Here is a 17,114-nt window from a genome sequence, read left to right on the forward strand (position 1 = left end):
CCTCAGGTCCGCAGCAGCGCGTCCAGGCTGCGACGCGGGCTCGGTCCCCGCGGCTCGGTGGCGAATCCCACGCGTGAGAGCATCTGTAAAGTCTCGCCCGATCCTGTCAAACCCAGGGTCTTGTGAATCGCCTCAAAGGGTCCACGCATCTCCGGGAACTCCTGCAGGGCCTGGGACAGCGGGTGCATGTCCGCGCCCGCGGCCGTGGCCAGAAGGTGGGCGCGCACGTAGGCTCGGCCCGATGCCACCTGCATCGCCCGGCTATTGTCCGGGCTGGCCAGCCAGAGAAAGCCGCTGGCGGTTTCAAAGGGCACCCAGCGATCCATCACCCGCTGCAGGGAACTGGTGCCCTTGACGGGAACCTCCATCGGGTCGAAGAGGCCGACGGTGTACAGCGCGCGTACCATCGGACTGTTGAGGCTGATGCCATCGGGGTTGGCGGCGATGGCGCCAGGCCCGATGCGCATCACGCGGGCCGATTCGAGCCAGGTGCGCGTCGTTGTGGCCTCGATCTCGTAGGCCTCGCGCGTGATGCGGCGGATCGGGTCCATCGCGGCCGCGCCGCTCGCAACGCCGCTACGCAGGCCGAATCGGGTGGCTGTGTCTGCCCAGCTGCGCAGCAGCGTCTCAGGCAGCGCACGATCATTGGCATAGGAAGACTTGCGCGTGTGCCGTCGGACGATCTGGGCAAACAAGGGGTCGGCCGTTGCACTGCCAGGCTCACCCAGAACCAACGTGGCCACGCGGCTGCCCTTGGGCAAGGCCTGGTCGGCGGGTGCGCCGTCGGGAAAGAGCTCGACCTTGGCCGACACGCCGCGCTGGGCCGCGGCGATCACCGCCAGTTCAAGAAACGCGCCACAGCCAATCAGGATCTGGCGGCCGAAGGGGTCAGTCTCGGGCAGCAGCCGCTCGCTGTCGCAGTTGAGGTGGATGCGCCCGGCTTCGCGCAGGTCGGCGATCCAGGGCTGGAGATTGTGCGGGTTGGGCGCCAGCAGCGCATGGGCCAGCATGAAGCGCCGCATGTCGCTCTCGCGATCGGCGCTGCGCCAGGGCTGGACTGCGGCCTCTGGCAATTCGGCGCTGCAGCCGGCGAGCGTGCCCGTGGCGGCCAGCACCGCGCCACCGCCCACCAGGCGGATGAAGGAACGGCGGCTTGTGGCGGCGCTAGCGCGGCTTTCGAAGAGGTGCGCTGATGCGCTCATCTCATTTCTGCTTTCCATCTTTGTCTCCGCGGAGGGTTTCCAGATGAAGTACCCTTCACCGGGACTTTCAGACTCTTAGTGTCTAAAAACCAGTCTATAAACGCAATTGCTTTTCTTCTTATAGCTGACATTCATTTATGAATATCTTGCCGTCCGCGGCGTCTTGTCACAACGTCCTGGACTGTCTGAAAGCGCAGCGCGCAGACCGGTGAATCAGGAAAAGAATATCCCCGCCAGGAAAGGCTGACCACTCAAGGCCTGAAGGAAGGTTGCCGCTACCCAACCGATGTAAGCCAAAGCGGCGATGTGCACCGGAGCCCGTGCGTCGCGGCCGAACAGCTTGGCGCAGACCAGCGCAGCCAGCGGCACGATATGCAAGGCGTGGGTGGCAAAGAAGTGGGCCACCCGAAGGTCCCCGCCGTCCCGCGACCAGCCCAGCAACCCAAGTCCACCGGCGTCGCTGGGCGTACCGCCCACCCAGTGACTGCCCATCCCCGACAAGGTGCCAGCCGTGATCTGCGTGAGGGGCAGGGTCAGGGCCAGCCCCCAGACCAGACCGGTGCGCAACGCCGGCGAGATATCCCCGGCCGGATGGCGATGGATGGCCCAGGCCAACGTGGTGCTGGCCGAGGTCAGCACGATGGCGGCGAACCCCATCAGAGAATAGAGGGCCGCCCAGATCGGAGCCTCGTTGAAATGGGATGCCGTTGCCAGCGCAGCCGCCGCACCAATCCAGACCATCTCCAGCACCACGGCCAAAACGACGACGCGCTCGTGCCATTGCCACCAGGGTCTGCGCGTGATCTCGGTCGACGCGAAACGGCTGAACACGGCCAGCGTGACCAGATAGACGACCAGCGCGATGTGAAACTTCAGCGGCTTGATCCAGACGTTGATGCCCTGGAACAGGCGCGTGTCGAGGGCGAGGGCCCCGAGCAGTGGCAGCATCGCCAGCGCCAGCAGCACCGCGAGCCTGGTGTAGCGGGGCGAATCGTGCGCCAGGCGGGCCAGCGTCCAGGGCCCGGGCGCGGTCATGGCCGCCGCATCCCCAGGATGGTTGCGTGCCGCCCGGTGCGCCGCACGCAGCGACTGGAACAGCAGATACCCCGCCGGTCCGAACAGAAAGGTGGCCAACAGGCAGGGCAGCACCGCCAGATGCGCAATACCCTCGCGGCGCGCCGTCCGGACCTGCCAGGCGCCCAGCAGCAAATCAAGGGCCAGGTAGTGCACCCAGCCCGCCAGCAGCAGCCAGCGGCTCTCGAACAACTGCGCAACTGCGCCAAGGCTGTCAAAGCCGCCTTGCCCCGAGGCCCAGTGGGCCAGCACGATGGCCGTGTAGCCGCCTGAGAGTAGCAGCGGCATGGCGATGCCACCCAGCAGGCCCAGCAGACGCGGCGCGATTGGGCTGAACGCCAGCGCCAGCCAGCCGGTGAGTGCGATTGTGTTCGCCACCTGGAACCAGGCCTCCGGGCTCATGGATCGCTCCGTTCGGGCTTCGATGTACGAGGCATGTCAGCCCGGGTGCCTCTGCTGATGCAAGGTCGTTTTGGCCGCGTTGTCCCCCGGGCTGACATACGGGTCACCACCGATCGGCAAACCGGGGGCGAGCACAAGCCGGCCCTCGACCTGGCCCGCCTCGATGAGGCGATGCGCCTCGACGGCATCTCCCAGTCCAAAGACACGCTGAATCCGTGGCGTGATCCGGCCTGCTTCGAGCAAGTTGAACAGCGATGAAAGATCCTCCTGAAACCATTGCGGATGCTGGCGCCGACACGATGCAATATCGTAGAAGCTGACCGCTGCGTTCGGCCGGTGGGACAACCACTTGATCCGCAGGAAGTCATATCCGAAGCGCAACCGCGCGAGCAGGCCCGGCTGTTCGCCACCAGCCTTGTAGGCAGTTCGGAACGGTGCACTGAAGCCCAGTGCGACCAGTCGTCCGCCTGGCGCAAGCCGCGCCATCACAGATGACAAGGTTTCGCCCCTTGCCGCATCGAGAATGACCTTGAAGCCTCCAAGATCACGCGTCAACCGGTCCAGTGGGCCCGCCGGATCGGCCGTGTCGTAAGCGACGAAAGTCGCCCCCAGGCCCTCGACCACGGGCTCCCTGCGTGCCGAGGCCACACCGACCGCCGGCAGCCCGAAGGCGCGGCACAGGTCCAGCGCCGCCAGGCCCACGGCGCCGCTGGCGCCGTAGATCAGCACCTGGTCGCCCGGCTGGGCCTTTGCCTCGCGAAACAGCGCCTGCCAGGCGGTCATGTAACTCAGGATCAGCGGCTCGGCCTGGATCGCGTTCACCCCTTGTGGCACCGCCACGAGGGAGGCGGCGGTACGCACCAGATGGGTCGCGTTGCCGCCGATCTGGGTCAGGTCGGCGACGCGGTCGCCGACTCGCCATCGGCTCACGCCCGAACCCAAGGCCTCGATGCGGCCCACAAAGTCGTACCCTGGCGTGAGCGGCAGGCGCAGCTTCAGCACGGGGTACAGGTTGCGGCGGATCAGCATGTCGGTGAAGACCAGGCTCGATGCCTCGACCCGGATCCGCACCTCACCTTCACCCGGTTGCGGCAGTCTGGCCTCTTCTACCAGCCGGATCTGCTCGGGGCCACCGAAGGCTCCGATCTCCAGACGCCTGAGCATCACAGCCGGCAACCTCATGCAGACCGCCGAAGGGCGCGCCAGAGGAACAGCAGTCCCAGCGCCATGAACCAGAGCTGGATCGCCGTCGTGGACAACACGATCGAAATCGGCGGCGTGATGCCAAAGAGCTCAAGCGCCGGCATGGCGACCAGCAGGCCAACGACCAGCCCGCTCAGACCTGCCCAGGCCGGCAACTGCTGTTCGCGCAGGATCACCAGACTGGTGGCGATGGCCCAGATCGCGGCAAAGGCCGCCACGCCCAGCATCTCGCCGATGGCCCCGCCCCAGGCGTTGATAGCGGCCTGCATGTGCTCGATCGCAGCACGGCTTTCCTCAGGCAGGCCAGGGGCGGCATGCGCCTCGGCCAGGCTCACGCTGCCGGTCAGCCAGCGCAGGATGCCGATGGCCCGGGCCAGCGCCGAGGCGGCCGCCGCGCCGATGGCGATGAGGGCCAGTGCACCCAGCGCACCAGGCCGCGCGGCCAGCCGAACCGTCAGGACACCGGTCACCAGAAATAACAGCGAATAGCCCAGGTACAGCCCGTAGCCCAGCCGCACGGCGTCAAGCTGCTCGCGCAGCAGCGGCAGCATCTTCGCGGGTGCATAGTCGAGGCTGTCGGGCCAATGGATAGCGCCGCCCAACACGGCCATCGGCGCAAAGAGACTGAAGCCCTGCAGGAGCAGGACCAGACCGGCGACCAGCCACATTAGGCGGGACGTGTGGCTGTCCGTGGAGAGGTCATGGGCTGTCATGGGGCTCCGATGAAGGTCTTTAGAGCTTTTGTTTAGAGCTATTGTCTAGAGTCCTCATCCTGTGCACAATTGTAGATCTTTGCATCTCTGAGTTTCATTCATGAATAGCTTGTTTGACTGGTCCCTTGTTCGCTCATTTCTGGCCGTGTTGGAACAGGGTAGCCTGCTGGCCGCTGCACGGCAGCTGAAATCGAGCCAGCCCACCATCGGCCGGCATGTGACGGAACTGGAATCTCAGTTGGGGTTGGTGCTGTTCGAACGGACCGGACGGGGACTACTGCCCACCGAGTCGGCACTTCGACTGGCCGAATCTGCGCGTGCCATGCAACTCGGGGCTGATGCACTCGCCCGCAGCGTCATGGGCGCTGATCACTCTGTATCAGGGACAGTGCGCATCACGGCGAGCCAGCCCGTGTCGTGCTATGTGCTCCCGCCCCTGCTTGCACAAATGCGCCTGTCACTGCCCGATGTGCAGGTGGAACTGGTAGCCAGCAATGCGGTGAGCAACCTCCTGCGACGCGAGGCCGATATCGCGGTGCGCATGGTCCAGCCCGAGCAGGCCACAGTCATTGCACGGAGGGTCGGAAAGGTAGCGCTCAGGGCCTGCGCCCACCAGGATTACCTGCGTCGGCGTGGTATGCCACGCCAGCCTGCCGACTTGCTCGAGCACCACCTGATTGGGGGTGACCGCAACGACGAGACCCTCAAGGGCTTCGCTGCGGGCGGTATCCCGGCAACTCGGGAGCACTTTGCCTTCAGGACCGACGACCTGATCGTGGTGTGGGAGGCTGTACGCGCCGGGCTGGGCATCGGCTTTGTCAGCGAGCACCAGATCCGAATGGATCCTGCGGTCATACCGCTGCTGCCCAAGCTGAAAATTCAGCCCCTCCCGGTTTGGCTAGCTGTCCACAAGGAGGTACGAACCAGCAAGCGCATCAGGGCGGTCTATGACTATTTGGCTGATGCTTTGCCTCGTGCGATTTAACGCCGCTCGTTCACCCAATCCACCATTCGTTCAAAAAAGCTCGCTTTGCACCAGAAACTTTCCGAACATTGATCGCAGTTGACTTGCGCTTGGGCAGGAGCGCCACTCCGACATTTGATCAACCTGATTGTTTCGAAGGAATTTCATGAAATTTGTTCGCTCTTTTTCACCTCTGGCTGCTTCGATTTTGATGATCGGCATGGCAGGCACTTCATTGGCTCAGACTGAACCACGTGGTTTCTATGCCACTGTTTATGCTCAAGCGAGCAACCTCGGTTCAACCACCTTCGACGAGGTAGGCAGCGCCGGCTTCGGTTCTGGCTTGACGACCCGCTTTGGAACCGGACTGGGCTTGGGGGGCGATATCGGCTTTCGCTACGGTAATGGTTGGGCATCAGAGCTTGAATGGAACTGGCGTCGCCATGACCTCAAATCGCTCAATCGCGGCGGATCGACAATCGCGTCGAATGGTGACTTTGCTTCCAACATCATTTTCGTCAACGGCTTGAGGCGCTTCATTGGCCAGACGGGAAGTTGGACACCCTACGTAGGCGCGGGTCTAGGGTGGGTTCAAGAGATCGATTTCGATATCAACTCGGGCGGTACAGAGCGAGCATGGTCGAAGAAAGGCAAACTGGCCGTCCAACTGATCGCCGGCACCGAAATACCGATCAGCAATGCTTGGAGGCTGGCAGCAGACGTACGACTTCTGCGCGTTGGCAATGTTGAATTGCCTGCAGAGGAAGGGGTCACGGGACGATTGACCCAGCCGCGCTACAACCCAGTTTCTGTTCAAGTGGGATTGCGACGGGCATTTTGATCAGAGCGAGTTGGAGAACGAGCGTCCCTGGATGCGGAGGTCAGGTCTTCGTAGCGCGCCCGGTCACCGAACCGAGCCACCGCATCCGCCTTTCTGCGACGGCTGACGGGAAGTTCGCGGCCATCGCTCAACTCACAGATGGCCGCTTCACCGCTTCGCCGAACGGTCCGGACATGCCGGGCATTCACCCACCAAGAGCGATGCACCCGCATCCCAGCACTGCCTTCTGCGTCTTCCACCTCTTGCAAACTGCCTAGTATCAACGCTGAGCCCCGGGTGGTCCAGACACGCAGGTATTGAAGCTCGGACTTGACGGCCATCACATCGTTACCCAGCTCTGTGGGTAAGGCTTTGCGCCAATGTTGAGCGCTCTCTTCAACGACGCTGGGTACTTGTGACTGTGCCGCAAGCGGCTCATCGACTGACTTTTTGGGGCTCTGAACCAATGGCGGCAGCAAACTCTGCAGACGAGGCCAGGAGATCAATGCCCATGCCGCAATGACCGGGCCTGAAATATCCAGCCATTCATCGACCAGAACGGCCCAACCGAATGTCTGCTGCACACTGATGAGTTCATCGGCGTCGAGAGTTTCAGCGAAACCCAACACCTGCTGCATCAGTCCCTCGCCAATCATCCAGTAGATCGGTGTCAGTACTACAGCACCACAGAAACCGCTGACCGCAACCAGCGACCACATAGGCATTCGACCCTGAGGGTCAGCTCTGCTCAACAAGTACAGCGTGGTTTGTAGAACCGTCAGGCCAACGGCAATTTGCATGGCCCAGAACAGCGATATCCAGTACCAAGGAGCATTGAATCCCGGGTCTGGTGCCAAGGCCATCACCAGTGCCCAGAGTGACAAGCCGGTCACACTCAGGTAACGAACGATCGAGGTCCTGTTTGCTGATGAAGTTGAAGTTTGCATACCCTAATTATTGATACTTTTTTATATTGCGTCAGTTGCTGATGCAAGGCACCTGTCGAAGGTACCTATCGGAAGAAACCTGTTCCAACAGGAAGCGCGCGGCCGACTCGGCAGTGATTGAAAACCCGATGCCCCGGCCATCAGCACTCACCCGAATCGGCTTGTCGACACCCGCCACGATGTTGGGCAGACGCACTGACACCCAATCTACAGGGCTGGCACACAGCGCCGACTCCATTCGGTTCTTATCCTCGATGATGGGGATCAGCCAGCGCAGAAACAGCGGTATGACGATCCGGTTTGCAAACCAGTTTCCGCTGTCGCCTGCGCCAATGTTGGACATGCACACGATGCGAGGGACACCATGGTCTTGCATTGTTGTCAACACGAACCGGACCGAATCAGAGATGAGTGAGGTCGGCTTGCCATCCCCTTTTCCGCCGATCCCCAGGCAGTGAATGACGGCATCGGCACCCTGTACACAGCGCTCGACGTCGGTAACCGAGATTGGGCTGCCACCGATCACGCGCAAGCTCGGGTGCTGCAGTGTGACGCTGCCCGGGTCACGCGCCAAAGCGACGACCTCATGGCCCTGTGCGAGCGCCTGCCTGACGACAAGCCCACCCGTGAGGCCTGTGGCACCGAAAACCGCTATTCGGGACATGGCCGCTACCACCTTTCCGCGGATGGACGCAGATCCAGCTCGAAGGTCCATGCATCGCGAGGCTGGCTGTGCAACCACCAGTAGGCCTCTGCGATATGGTCCGGGTTCAGGATGCCATCGGGTCCGAGTTCGTCCACACGCTGCGCGAAATTAGTGCGCGCGAAGGCGGTATCGATCAGACCATCAATGATCACATGCGCCACATGTAAGCCTTGTGGGCCGAACTCCCTCGCCATCGACTGGGCCAGTGCCCGCAACGCCGCCTTGCCTCCTGCAAAGGCGGCAAACCCATTAGAACCTCGCACGCTGGCCGTAGCGCCGGTAAAAAGAATGGTGCCGCGACCGCGAGGCAGCATCGCACGCGCAGCCTCGCGGCCGGCCAGAAAGCCCGCCAAGGCACACATCTCCCAGACCTTGAAGTACTTCTGAGCCGTTGTCTCGAGGACTGGGAATCGGACATTGCCGCCTACGTTGAAGACCAACACCTCGATCGGCCCGATGTTGGCTTCGATGTGCTGGAAGAAGTTGACCACCTCGTCCTCGCGTCGTGCGTCGAGCCCAAAGGCGAGAGCCCGACCCCCCTGGGCCGTGATCTGGTCCACCAGCGGTTTCAAGGCTGCCTCAGTGCGCCGCGCCACGCAGATGGTGTAGCCCTCTCTGGCAAAGCGCCGGGCCACCGCTGAACCCGTGGCGTCACCAGCGCCGATCACACAACAGACTCCTTGTCCGGACATGGCATTCTCCTTGGTAAAGGCCTTATGCCCGGGCAGTGGGTCGAGCAGATACCTGAGCGAACCAGCGCGACAGGTTGGTCATCTCCGGCGGGATGCGCAAGCCCACCGCTTTGCCCAGGACGCAAGCACACTGCGCGACGATGTCGGCCAGGGTGTAGTCATCGCCAGCGATGTGGCTGCGCTCAGCCAACTCGCCATCCAGCCAGGCCATGGTCTGCAGCGCCCGATTGCGGGCCCAGCCGGCGACTTCGGGCACCTGCTCGACGCGCCCGCGGTAGAAGTCGCTGCTGTGCACAAATGCAAGCGCGATCGGCTGTGACAGTTCGTGATCCATGCGTAGCGTCCACATCTCGATGTGGGCCGAGCCCTGAGGTGTCTGCCCCATCAATGGTGGCTGCGGGTGCAAGGCCTCCAAATAACGACAAATCGCCAGGGACTCGGCAATGGCGCTGCCATCGTCGAGTTCGAGCACAGGCAACTTACCCAGTGGATTGAGCCGGAGGAAGTCCGGCAGGGCGTTGGCCCCACCCGCGGCATCCACCTCGCGTCGCTCGATCGAAATGCCTTTTTCAGCCATGAAGATACGCACGCGTCGGGGGTGCATGCCAGCGCTTAGGTCGTGAAGAATCATGTCAAAGTCTCCTGTTCAGTGTTTCAGTCATTCGTGTGTCATGGCCAGGATCACACGTTCGGCCACCTCGTGGGCGAGTTCCGGGATGGAAATGAGAGCTCCCGGGACACGTCCGCTGCGCAAGGTGGCTGCGCCGTGGACTGCACTCCACGCGAACAGCGCATCACGCTCACTCGGCTGAGTGGGAATAACCCCCGCCAAATACAACCCCATCAAAGCCGCAGGAAGATATTCATAGCTGTCGGGTTCGCCTTCGGCATCGATCGATTGACGATAGGCTTCAGCCTGTGCACCAAAAATCAGCCGCCACAAGGCTGGCTCGTCATCCGCGAATTGCAAATAGGCCTGCGCCAGTCGGCTCAGTCGCAGCCGAGCCTCTTGAGCGTCCGATGGCGGAACCGTGATCTCAAAAGCAGACGCAAACCGCTGCCTGAGACGGTTGAACCCAATGCGGGCAACTTCGAATAACAGGCCTTCACGGCTGTCAAAGTGACGGTAAACGGCCGCAGCTGTGACGCCCAGGCCAGCGGCGAGCTGCCGCAATGACAGTCCTTCAATCTCGGGTGCAGCCAGCGCTGCATCAATCAGTCCCTGCCGGAGATTGCCGTGATGAAAGCTTCGCAGTCGGGATTTCGCTGTGCTCCTGCAAGAAGTGGCTTTGGGCAATTCATTTTTTTGCATAAGGCTATGTTAACGCTGTTTACTTTTTTCGGCAACACTGCCAGAATCTGCTGGTCAAGACAACATGAACCCTTAACTCACACACCATGACAACCGTTGCAGTGCCCCAAACACAAGACAGTGCCCAAGGAGCAATGGCGCCACTGCTGCCGCCTGCCAGGCTTGTCTCGACCTGTGTCGGCACACTCGCTGTCCGTGACACAGGGCCGACAGATCCTCAGGGTCAAACGATCGTCTTGTGGCCTTCGATCCTTGCCGACTACAGGATTTACCGCCACCCAATTGAAGTCTGGCGTGGCTGGCACCGAATCATCGCCATTGATGGGCCAGGTCACGGGGATAGTGGCCAGTCCCCGGGTGCTTTCTCCATGCATGACTGTGGCCAAGCACTCGGTGAGGTACTCGATGCATTGACCCTCTCCGAACCGGTGGTGGTGGTTGGAACATCGTGGGGTGGTCTGGTCGCAGGGGAATTTGCGCTGTTACAACCAAAGCGAACCCTGGCTGTGGTCATGCTCAATACACCGGTCATCAAGGCTCGCGACGGCCCCAGCCTGAGTGACCGGTTTGTCGTCTGGGGGGCACGCTGGATCCACTCCACAGCGGCATACAGAAACGGCGTCGCGAAGGCTTTCTTTCTGCCCGCCACCATCGAGCGTGGAGGTGTCATTCAAGAGGAATTTCACAAACATCTGCGTCAGGCCGATGGTGCTGCACTCTCACAGGCGGTTCGTTCTGTCCTTATCGATCGTGAACCGCTGGCTGATCGCATGAACGGGATCAAGGCACCCACACTCTTCGTGGCTGGTCGCCAAGATTCGATGTACCCGGTTGACGCCCTCAAGCGTGCATCTGAAGCGCTGCCCAATGGTCATTTTGAGGTGCTCGACACGGCCCATATTTCGGTCGTCGATGACCCAGTGAGTGTCACTGCACGGATTGATGATTTCCTTAAGCGCCACATTGATTTCTCAGGGGAGCGCCCGTTATGAGTTCGGCAAAATCTATCCTCATCACAGGTGGCGGCGGCGGTATCGGCCTGGAGGTGGCCAGGCTACTGGCCTCACGCGAACACAGTCTCATCCTCGTTGGACGGGATGCAGTGCGACTTCAGACAGCAGCGAACGAACTACGCGCAGCTCACGTAACCGAGGTTCACGTGCACTCCATCGATCTGTCTGAACCCGGGGCTGCACACCGGCTTTTCGAGCATACCGAAAAACATGGATTCCAAATTGACACTCTGATCAACAACGCGGGGTTTGGCATCGTCGACGCACACATCGAAATCGAACCTGCGCAGATTTACCGCATGTTGCAGCTCAATGTCGTTGCCGTCGCCGAACTTTGTCGCCTTTATGGGGAATCCATGAAGCAAAGGCGTGCAGGCCGCATTCTGAACGTCGCCTCAACGGCGGCTTTCCAGCCAACACCCTATTTTGCAGCCTATGGCGCATCTAAGGCGTTCGTCCTGAATTTCTCCGAAGCACTTGCGAAAGAAATGGAAGACCACGGCGTCCGTGTGAGTTGTCTTGCCCCTGGACCCACCGATACAGATTTCTTCAATAGCGTTGACCCTCAACGAATCGACGGGGGTCATTTTTTCCGCCAGGAAAGTCGCACCGATCCTCGTAAAGTTGCGCAAGCAGGCGTTGATCTGATGGTTCGTGGCGGTTTGACGCACGTCGTTGGCACGACCAACAGACTCATGATTTTGGGCAACCGTCTTGTTCCAAGGGCGATGGTCGCTGCAATCACCAAGCGCATGCTCCGGCTTGCACCCGTGAAGTCCACCATGACTTGATCTCACGTTCCTCATCTCTCCGCCTGTCCAATCCGCTTACAAGGATGAATTGATTTACAAGGTATTCGCCATGAAACTGTCTCATCGCCTGCTTCGAAATTTGCACCTGGCGACCACGCCTGTCCTGGGTGCCTTCGTGTATGCCAGCCCCTTGCGAGAGAATGCAACCTTTGTAGCCATTGTTCAGTGGGGCGTGTTTCCAGTGGTAGCCGGTGCGGGCCTGCTCATGTGGATCCGGCCTTGGCTGGCCAGGCGTGCAGCCGACAACAAGATCCCATGAAACGCCGCGAATTTCTCACCCGTTCTCTGGGTTTAGCCACGGGTGCATTCGGCCTCGTGGCATCAGGTCCTGCTGGTGGGGCGATGGCATCTCCAGGAGAGGGGCATCGCGTCCAGGATCTTGAGCTCTTTGACGCCGACCGACAAAGGCCCGTGCCCGCGCGCCTTTACCTGCCCTATCAGGCCAGTCCTGGACACCCGGTGCCTTTGGTCGTCTTCTCGCACGGCCTGGGCGGCTCGCGCATGGGCTACAGTTACCTCGCCCGGCACTGGGCCAATGCCGGCTTGGCCAGCCTGCATCCGCAGCATGTCGGCAGTGATAACAGTGTGTGGCGTGGCAACCCATTGGAATTATTACAACGCCTACAGACAGCGGCACGCGAGTCTGAAGCCCTCGCTAGGGTTCTGGACCTGCGTTTTGCCCTGAACCAAGTTCTGGCCTCAGATCAGGGTCAGTTGTTCGATGTGTCGAAAATAGCAGTCGCCGGTCACTCGTATGGCGCAAACACGGCCATGCTGGTTGCAGGGGCAAAGGTAGAAACCGGCAGTGCCACCTTGCGTGACCTTTGGGACAGACGCATGCAGGCCGCCATCTTGATTTCGGCGCCACCTTTGCTGGGGCAGGGACCAGCAGAACAAGTCCTCGGTAGCGTCAGTGTGCCGACACTGCACATCACCAGTTTGGAAGACACCATCAACTTACCCGGCTACAGCAGCACAGTCAATGACCGGATCGCTATCTTTGACGCCATGACCCAATCGCCCAGAGCCCTGGCGGTGTACAACACTGGCGGACACAGCATCTTCACCGACCGCACCACGCGCAGTGGACCGGAGGCCAGCGCCCGAATCAAAGGAGCCACTCAAGAGCTTTCCACAATCTTCTTACGACAGTCGCTGCACTTTGGAAATATTCAGCTCAATACTGAACACCGGTCTGAACATCCAGCTATGAAACCCAAACATGCTGAACTGCTGGATAACCAAAAAACCCAGGATGGAATAACGCAATGGGCTTACCGCCATAAAAATCTACTGGATCGATTGGTCACCAGAGAAACGTAAGCGCCTTACGAATCCGTCATGAATGTAAAAAATTTCGAAGTCTCTAAGACAAAACGGTGTTTGATTTGGCTTTTAGAGGTGGTTGATCGCAGATTCAATCTGCACCTCAAGGCAAAACTCGGCTTGATTAGCGGGAATGTCAGATGAGGATTCTCTTGTTTGCCAATGACCGAAATGAGCCGGCTTATGCTGGTCACATGTTCGCTGCGATGGTCTGCTTCCAGCCTAAAGCCGCCCCTTAGACTTCTCCACAAACACTTCTTCCATGACCAAGGGGGTTCCCCGGCACATGAACTATGGATTGGAAATCCGAAACATCGCCACAAGTAAATGCTTGCTCGTGCATGCACTAACCCACCCCGCTGAGAAAAATGCCCAGCCAACCGGTATGAACCTATATGAAACCACTGCATATAGGCATCAAGGAGCAAGGCCATGGCTACTAACAACACCTCATCCTCGAACCCACGGGCTGAAAAAATAGGTGACGTGCTGGACGCCTTGTCCAGTGGCATCGCCAAAACCGCAGCCAACGAACCCAAGTTCGAGCCCAAACTGTTGGTTCCAGAGGTCCCGGCCGAACCTGCCCGCCAACTCCTGACCGAAATAATGCTCGCCGATCGCTGGGTGTGTTCAGTCGCGCGACTTCAGCGCTGGCGCACAGTCGGCGAGGGCCCGCCGTATTTGAAGATCGTGGGGAAAGTTTTGTACCGGCTCAAAGACATTGAGGCCTATGAAGAAGCCTGTCTGGTCCGTAAAGTGTTCTAGGAGCGCACCCAAAGAGGCCCCGAACGGGTTGTAAATTGTTCGAACGACTTGGAATCAGTTCGAAATAGTCTTGGCGGGGCAGGAAGGATGGACTTCCAAACAGCCTTCGGTCAGCAGAGTTTCTGAACTGGTCCGGAGGAGGATACGAACCACCCTCTCTTGCATGAGTCGGCTTTCGACCCCTATGCATAGATGTCGACTATGCGTAGTTCGACGGCAGGGCACCTCGCCATTCCCGGCCAATGGCTACGCATAGTTTCGGGGCGCCAGCGTACACGCCGCAGCGAGCATTTGGATGGCTCGCGCTCTCCGGCATCTCGGCACAGGCCGCTTCCCCGAGTTGGCAATGACCGCGGCCGATATCAGCAAGTCCATCGCTCTCACGCATGCGACTGCGGGAGCATGCCGTGGACGAACGAAACTATGGAGAGCAGCGGCCTCGATGTCCGCGCCGCCTTTCCTCGCGAGGCATGCCGATCGAATCGCGAACTGCACATAGTTGAGCACTATGCATAGGGGTCGCTATGGAGAGCTCTGCATAGCGACCCAGAGCGGCCATCGCCAATCGTTGTCCTGCCCTGCGGAAGTGCACTCCTCCCGTTTGAGTTGCAGCGCATACCGGCCACGGCCATCAGGTTTCAATGAATCCGAATGCCCTTCACTCATGCTCGAAGATGGATCAGCGCTTCTTTCCGCGGGCCACCGGTGAGGCGTTGAGCTGGGTCTGGGCAGCGGATGCAAATGTCCTTCTGTAGTCCCTGGGCGAGATGGACAGCCGCTCACGAAAGTGGTGCCGCATGACCTCGACGCTTCCGAAGCCTACTTCGGCTGCGACCTGCTCCACGGACAGCGCAGTGCCCTCGAGCAAGCGTTGAGCTTGCGCGACTCGTTGCTCGATCAACCACTGGCCGGGGCTCAGGGATGTCGCTTCGAAGAACCGTCGCATGAACGTTCGGGTGCTCATGGCGACCAGCGCAGCCATGCGCTCCACCGTCCAATCCAAGCTCAATTCACATCGAATCTTGTCGAGTGCTTCGGCAAGCCGGTGGTTCCGATCCGTTGGGACCGCCCGCTCGATGAATTGCGCTTGTCCACCGCTCCGGTGCGGTGGCATAACAAGTCGGCGCGCTACAGAGTTTGCTGCCTCTGCACCAAAATCCTGTCGGATGATGTGAAGCATGAGGTCGATGCCCGCCGCGCTACCTGCCGAGGTGTAGATCCGGTTCTCTTCGACATAAAGCACATCTGCGTCGACGTCGATTTCTGGGTGGCAGGCCGCCAGCTTCTCGGCGTAGCGCCAGTGAGTTGCCGCTCGACGTCCATCCAGTAGCCCTGTGGCCGCCAAGACAAACGCGCCGGAGCAGATGGAAGCTAGGCGAGCGCCGCGTTCCCAAGCGCTGAGAAGCTTTGCGACTAGATCAGGAGGGACAGGAACTCCAGCCCCCTTCCAGCCCGCAGCCACGATCAAGTCAGCACGATCCAACAACTCGATGCCCCCAGCCGTCGTGAAGGTCAACCCGCCGTGGGCTCTCAGGACCCCAGGCTCCACTGCAGCAGTCGCGTACCGGTACCAGTTGCGCCCCATCTCTGGTCGGTCCAGACCAAACACCTCTGCCACGATGGCGAACTCGAAGGTGCACAGGCCATCGTAGGCCAGTGCCACGACCAAGGGGCCGGTCAACTCCGTGGCGGTCGGTTCGTGCGTCGGTTGCATGAGTGGCAAGATATTAAAGATAAATGTCATTTCTGCCAATTGTGTGATCGCACTGCGCTCGACACCATGGGAACTCCATGTCTGCGGAGCCAACGATGCCCACTCAAGTCACTGCCGTTCCTGCCGCACCTTCCTCGGTCGCCGAGGCGCACTTCGCCGCGGAATTCACTTTCGAGACCGACTGCTGGGATGTACACGAAAGTCTGCGTACCGGGGCCGATTTCGTACTGCTGGATGTACGTTCACCTGCGTTGTATGCCAAAGGCCATGTGCCGGGGGCAATCAATCTTCCCCACGGCAAACTCGTTCAGGACAAACTTGTTCAATGGCCGGAGGCCACCCTGTTCGTGACCTACTGCGCGGGCCCGCACTGCAATGGCGCAACTCGCGGCGCTTTGCGCTTGGCCAAGCTCGGACGGCCCGTCAAGGTCATGGCGGGCGGTATCACCGGCTGGGTCGATGAAGGCTTCGAGCTGGCCACGTCAGAGCGCGCGGCCTAATCGCATGGCACGAACGTCACCGCACTGAATCTCGAGACATCCTCGGGTGTTCACGCTGTGCTTTGGCCGCCCATCGGAAAGCCCGCCTCTCGACAGCGAGCTCTCTTGGCCGCGAGCAGCCTGCGCTACAGAGCGCCCCAACTGGTCCTCCATCGCGCCAGACAGCCTCAGTCAGATGAACCAGGGGACGAAGTCAGGTACATCGCCTTCGGTGGCGGATTGAGCGTGGAGTCCGGCGGCCTGCCGGTCTGAGAAAAACGCCGAGGCCGCCGGTATGAACCTACATGGAAAGCCCACACGCAGGCGCCTGGAGCAAGTTCATGCACTCTGACCTCACGCCCTCTCCGCCTCTTCTCCCTGAAAGCACGCGCGACGTGCTGGATGTGCTCGGGGGCGGTCTAGCCAAACTGGCAACCCGAGAGGAAAGGCCGGAACCCGAACACCGCAATACGGAGACCGCAGTTTACATCGCCCGACAACTCCTGACCGAAATAATGCTTGCCGATCGTTGGGTGTGTTCAGTCGCACGCCTTCAGCGCTGGCGCACCGTCGGCGAGGGCCCTCAGTACTTGAAGATCGTGGGGAAAGTTTTGTACCGGCTCAAAGACATTGAGGCCTATGAAGAAGCCTGTCTGATCCGGAAGGTGTTCTAGGAGCGCACCCAAAGAGACCCCGAACGGGTTGTAAATTGTTCGAACGACTTGGAATCAGTTCGAAATAGTCTTGGCGGGCCAAAAGATACCAGATCGCAAACCGCCTAAGTTTTCCAAGGGCATGTAGATCAAGCTCTTGGGGTTCAATGCATCATTCTAAATGTTGAGACACTAGTGTCCCAACGTTGGGAAGAGGTTTTGTTGAATAGGGTGTTGGCCGATTTCAGGCCCATCCTGCAGTTTGCCCAGCAGGGTTGATATTGGTGTGGTTTCAAACATATTCAGGTCTAGCACTC

The 17,114-nt window shown here is 60.3% G+C and carries 19 protein-coding genes; 9 read left to right on the forward strand and 10 right to left on the reverse strand.

The window, feature by feature from the left end:
* Positions 1-2: 2 nt before the first annotated feature.
* The 4 genes from B9Z49_RS19365 to B9Z49_RS19380 form a co-directional block, all read right to left on the reverse strand.
* A complete protein-coding gene (locus tag B9Z49_RS19365; protein WP_108355084.1) occupies positions 3-1,220 on the reverse strand; it encodes a twin-arginine translocation pathway signal protein in 1,218 nt (405 codons plus the stop codon).
* A gap of 195 nt (positions 1,221-1,415) precedes the next feature.
* On the reverse strand, positions 1,416-2,678 hold the full coding sequence (locus tag B9Z49_RS19370) for an ABA4-like family protein (RefSeq protein WP_108355085.1): 1,263 nt from the start codon (positions 2,676-2,678) through the stop codon (positions 1,416-1,418).
* A gap of 36 nt (positions 2,679-2,714) precedes the next feature.
* On the reverse strand, positions 2,715-3,842 hold the full coding sequence (locus B9Z49_RS19375; RefSeq protein WP_158273547.1) for a zinc-binding dehydrogenase: 1,128 nt from the start codon (positions 3,840-3,842) through the stop codon (positions 2,715-2,717).
* A 14-nt stretch (positions 3,843-3,856) separates the two neighbouring features.
* The gene (locus B9Z49_RS19380) at positions 3,857-4,594 is read right to left on the reverse strand and encodes a DUF4386 family protein (RefSeq protein WP_108355087.1); all 738 of its coding nucleotides are present in this window, start codon (positions 4,592-4,594) and stop codon (positions 3,857-3,859) included.
* 100 nt (positions 4,595-4,694) lie between these two features.
* On the opposite strand from B9Z49_RS19380, the gene B9Z49_RS19385 reads away from it, so the two are divergent.
* Positions 4,695-5,579: a LysR family transcriptional regulator gene (locus tag B9Z49_RS19385; RefSeq protein ID WP_108355088.1), complete on the forward strand. Its 885-nt coding sequence runs from the start codon at positions 4,695-4,697 to the stop codon at positions 5,577-5,579.
* 145 nt (positions 5,580-5,724) lie between these two features.
* On the forward strand, positions 5,725-6,399 hold the full coding sequence (locus B9Z49_RS19390) for an outer membrane protein (RefSeq protein ID WP_108355089.1): 675 nt from the start codon (positions 5,725-5,727) through the stop codon (positions 6,397-6,399).
* Here B9Z49_RS19390 and B9Z49_RS19395 read toward each other — a convergent pair.
* From B9Z49_RS19395 to B9Z49_RS19415, 5 genes are read right to left on the reverse strand one after another with little or no spacing between them, the layout of a single operon-like run.
* On the reverse strand, positions 6,372-7,325 hold the full coding sequence (locus B9Z49_RS19395) for a LytTR family DNA-binding domain-containing protein (protein ID WP_108355090.1): 954 nt from the start codon (positions 7,323-7,325) through the stop codon (positions 6,372-6,374). The genes B9Z49_RS19390 and B9Z49_RS19395 overlap by 28 nt on opposite strands.
* A 31-nt stretch (positions 7,326-7,356) precedes the next feature.
* Complete coding sequence (locus tag B9Z49_RS19400; RefSeq protein WP_158273548.1) at positions 7,357-7,989, reverse strand: NAD(P)-dependent oxidoreductase; 633 nt, start codon at positions 7,987-7,989, stop codon at positions 7,357-7,359.
* 5 nt (positions 7,990-7,994) lie between these two features.
* Positions 7,995-8,723 carry an SDR family oxidoreductase gene (locus B9Z49_RS19405; RefSeq protein ID WP_108355092.1) on the reverse strand — a complete coding sequence of 243 codons (729 nt, stop codon included), beginning with the start codon at positions 8,721-8,723 and terminating at the stop codon, positions 7,995-7,997.
* Between the two features lie 22 nt (positions 8,724-8,745).
* Positions 8,746-9,354 (reverse strand): glutathione S-transferase family protein, encoded by a 609-nt coding sequence (locus tag B9Z49_RS19410; protein WP_108355093.1) that lies wholly within the window; start codon positions 9,352-9,354, stop codon positions 8,746-8,748.
* 27 nt (positions 9,355-9,381) lie between these two features.
* A complete protein-coding gene (locus tag B9Z49_RS19415) occupies positions 9,382-10,035 on the reverse strand; it encodes a TetR/AcrR family transcriptional regulator (protein WP_108355094.1) in 654 nt (217 codons plus the stop codon).
* A gap of 86 nt (positions 10,036-10,121) precedes the next feature.
* Between B9Z49_RS19415 and B9Z49_RS19420 the strand changes: the two genes are divergently transcribed.
* The 5 genes from B9Z49_RS19420 to B9Z49_RS19440 all read left to right on the forward strand — a co-directional run bounded on the left by B9Z49_RS19420 (position 10,122) and on the right by B9Z49_RS19440 (position 13,951).
* Entirely contained in the window at positions 10,122-11,027 is a 906-nt protein-coding gene (locus B9Z49_RS19420; RefSeq protein ID WP_108355095.1) for an alpha/beta fold hydrolase, read from the forward strand.
* Positions 11,024-11,839: an SDR family oxidoreductase gene (locus B9Z49_RS19425; protein WP_108355096.1), complete on the forward strand. Its 816-nt coding sequence runs from the start codon at positions 11,024-11,026 to the stop codon at positions 11,837-11,839. The genes B9Z49_RS19420 and B9Z49_RS19425 overlap by 4 nt, the downstream gene beginning before the upstream one ends.
* A gap of 70 nt (positions 11,840-11,909) precedes the next feature.
* Positions 11,910-12,119, forward strand: coding sequence for a hypothetical protein (locus tag B9Z49_RS19430; RefSeq protein WP_108355097.1), 210 nt, complete (start codon positions 11,910-11,912; stop codon positions 12,117-12,119).
* Complete coding sequence (locus B9Z49_RS19435; RefSeq protein ID WP_108355098.1) at positions 12,116-13,183, forward strand: acetylhydrolase; 1,068 nt, start codon at positions 12,116-12,118, stop codon at positions 13,181-13,183. Before B9Z49_RS19430 ends, B9Z49_RS19435 begins: the two co-directional genes overlap by 4 nt.
* A 435-nt stretch (positions 13,184-13,618) precedes the next feature.
* Positions 13,619-13,951 carry a hypothetical protein gene (locus B9Z49_RS19440; RefSeq protein WP_233254726.1) on the forward strand — a complete coding sequence of 111 codons (333 nt, stop codon included), beginning with the start codon at positions 13,619-13,621 and terminating at the stop codon, positions 13,949-13,951.
* 679 nt (positions 13,952-14,630) lie between these two features.
* On the opposite strand, the gene ftrA is transcribed toward B9Z49_RS19440, so the two are convergent.
* A complete protein-coding gene (ftrA, locus tag B9Z49_RS19445) occupies positions 14,631-15,695 on the reverse strand; it encodes a transcriptional regulator FtrA (RefSeq protein WP_233254727.1) in 1,065 nt (354 codons plus the stop codon).
* A 65-nt stretch (positions 15,696-15,760) separates the two neighbouring features.
* On the opposite strand from ftrA, the gene B9Z49_RS19450 reads away from it, so the two are divergent.
* Together B9Z49_RS19450 and B9Z49_RS22325 are read left to right on the forward strand one after the other, a co-directional pair.
* Positions 15,761-16,165, forward strand: coding sequence for a rhodanese-like domain-containing protein (locus tag B9Z49_RS19450; RefSeq protein WP_108355107.1), 405 nt, complete (start codon positions 15,761-15,763; stop codon positions 16,163-16,165).
* Positions 16,166-16,485: 320 nt separating this feature from the next.
* Complete coding sequence (locus B9Z49_RS22325) at positions 16,486-16,818, forward strand: hypothetical protein (RefSeq protein WP_108355108.1); 333 nt, start codon at positions 16,486-16,488, stop codon at positions 16,816-16,818.
* Positions 16,819-17,114: the final 296 nt, after the last annotated feature.

It is taken from the genome of Limnohabitans sp. 2KL-51 (assembly GCF_003063645.1).
In the GTDB taxonomy this organism is placed as follows: Bacteria; Pseudomonadota; Gammaproteobacteria; order Burkholderiales; family Burkholderiaceae_C; genus Limnohabitans_A.

Excerpts from the sequence above, each read along its gene's own strand:
- B9Z49_RS19365 (WP_108355084.1), bottom strand. The coding sequence starts at position 1,220 with ATGGAAAGCAGAAATGAGATGAGCGCATCAGCGCACCTCTTCGAAAGC.
- B9Z49_RS19370 (WP_108355085.1), bottom strand. The coding sequence starts at position 2,678 with ATGAGCCCGGAGGCCTGGTTCCAGGTGGCGAACACAATCGCACTCACC.
- B9Z49_RS19375 (WP_158273547.1), bottom strand. The coding sequence starts at position 3,842 with ATGCTCAGGCGTCTGGAGATCGGAGCCTTCGGTGGCCCCGAGCAGATC.
- B9Z49_RS19380 (WP_108355087.1), bottom strand. The coding sequence starts at position 4,594 with ATGACAGCCCATGACCTCTCCACGGACAGCCACACGTCCCGCCTAATG.
- B9Z49_RS19385 (WP_108355088.1), top strand. The coding sequence starts at position 4,695 with ATGAATAGCTTGTTTGACTGGTCCCTTGTTCGCTCATTTCTGGCCGTG.
- B9Z49_RS19390 (WP_108355089.1), top strand. The coding sequence starts at position 5,725 with ATGAAATTTGTTCGCTCTTTTTCACCTCTGGCTGCTTCGATTTTGATG.
- B9Z49_RS19395 (WP_108355090.1), bottom strand. The coding sequence starts at position 7,325 with ATGCAAACTTCAACTTCATCAGCAAACAGGACCTCGATCGTTCGTTAC.
- B9Z49_RS19400 (WP_158273548.1), bottom strand. The coding sequence starts at position 7,989 with ATGTCCCGAATAGCGGTTTTCGGTGCCACAGGCCTCACGGGTGGGCTT.
- B9Z49_RS19405 (WP_108355092.1), bottom strand. The coding sequence starts at position 8,723 with ATGTCCGGACAAGGAGTCTGTTGTGTGATCGGCGCTGGTGACGCCACG.
- B9Z49_RS19410 (WP_108355093.1), bottom strand. The coding sequence starts at position 9,354 with ATGATTCTTCACGACCTAAGCGCTGGCATGCACCCCCGACGCGTGCGT.
- B9Z49_RS19415 (WP_108355094.1), bottom strand. The coding sequence starts at position 10,035 with ATGCAAAAAAATGAATTGCCCAAAGCCACTTCTTGCAGGAGCACAGCG.
- B9Z49_RS19420 (WP_108355095.1), top strand. The coding sequence starts at position 10,122 with ATGACAACCGTTGCAGTGCCCCAAACACAAGACAGTGCCCAAGGAGCA.
- B9Z49_RS19425 (WP_108355096.1), top strand. The coding sequence starts at position 11,024 with ATGAGTTCGGCAAAATCTATCCTCATCACAGGTGGCGGCGGCGGTATC.
- B9Z49_RS19430 (WP_108355097.1), top strand. The coding sequence starts at position 11,910 with ATGAAACTGTCTCATCGCCTGCTTCGAAATTTGCACCTGGCGACCACG.
- B9Z49_RS19435 (WP_108355098.1), top strand. The coding sequence starts at position 12,116 with ATGAAACGCCGCGAATTTCTCACCCGTTCTCTGGGTTTAGCCACGGGT.
- B9Z49_RS19440 (WP_233254726.1), top strand. The coding sequence starts at position 13,619 with ATGGCTACTAACAACACCTCATCCTCGAACCCACGGGCTGAAAAAATA.
- ftrA (WP_233254727.1), bottom strand. The coding sequence starts at position 15,695 with ATGACATTTATCTTTAATATCTTGCCACTCATGCAACCGACGCACGAA.
- B9Z49_RS19450 (WP_108355107.1), top strand. The coding sequence starts at position 15,761 with ATGCCCACTCAAGTCACTGCCGTTCCTGCCGCACCTTCCTCGGTCGCC.
- B9Z49_RS22325 (WP_108355108.1), top strand. The coding sequence starts at position 16,486 with ATGCACTCTGACCTCACGCCCTCTCCGCCTCTTCTCCCTGAAAGCACG.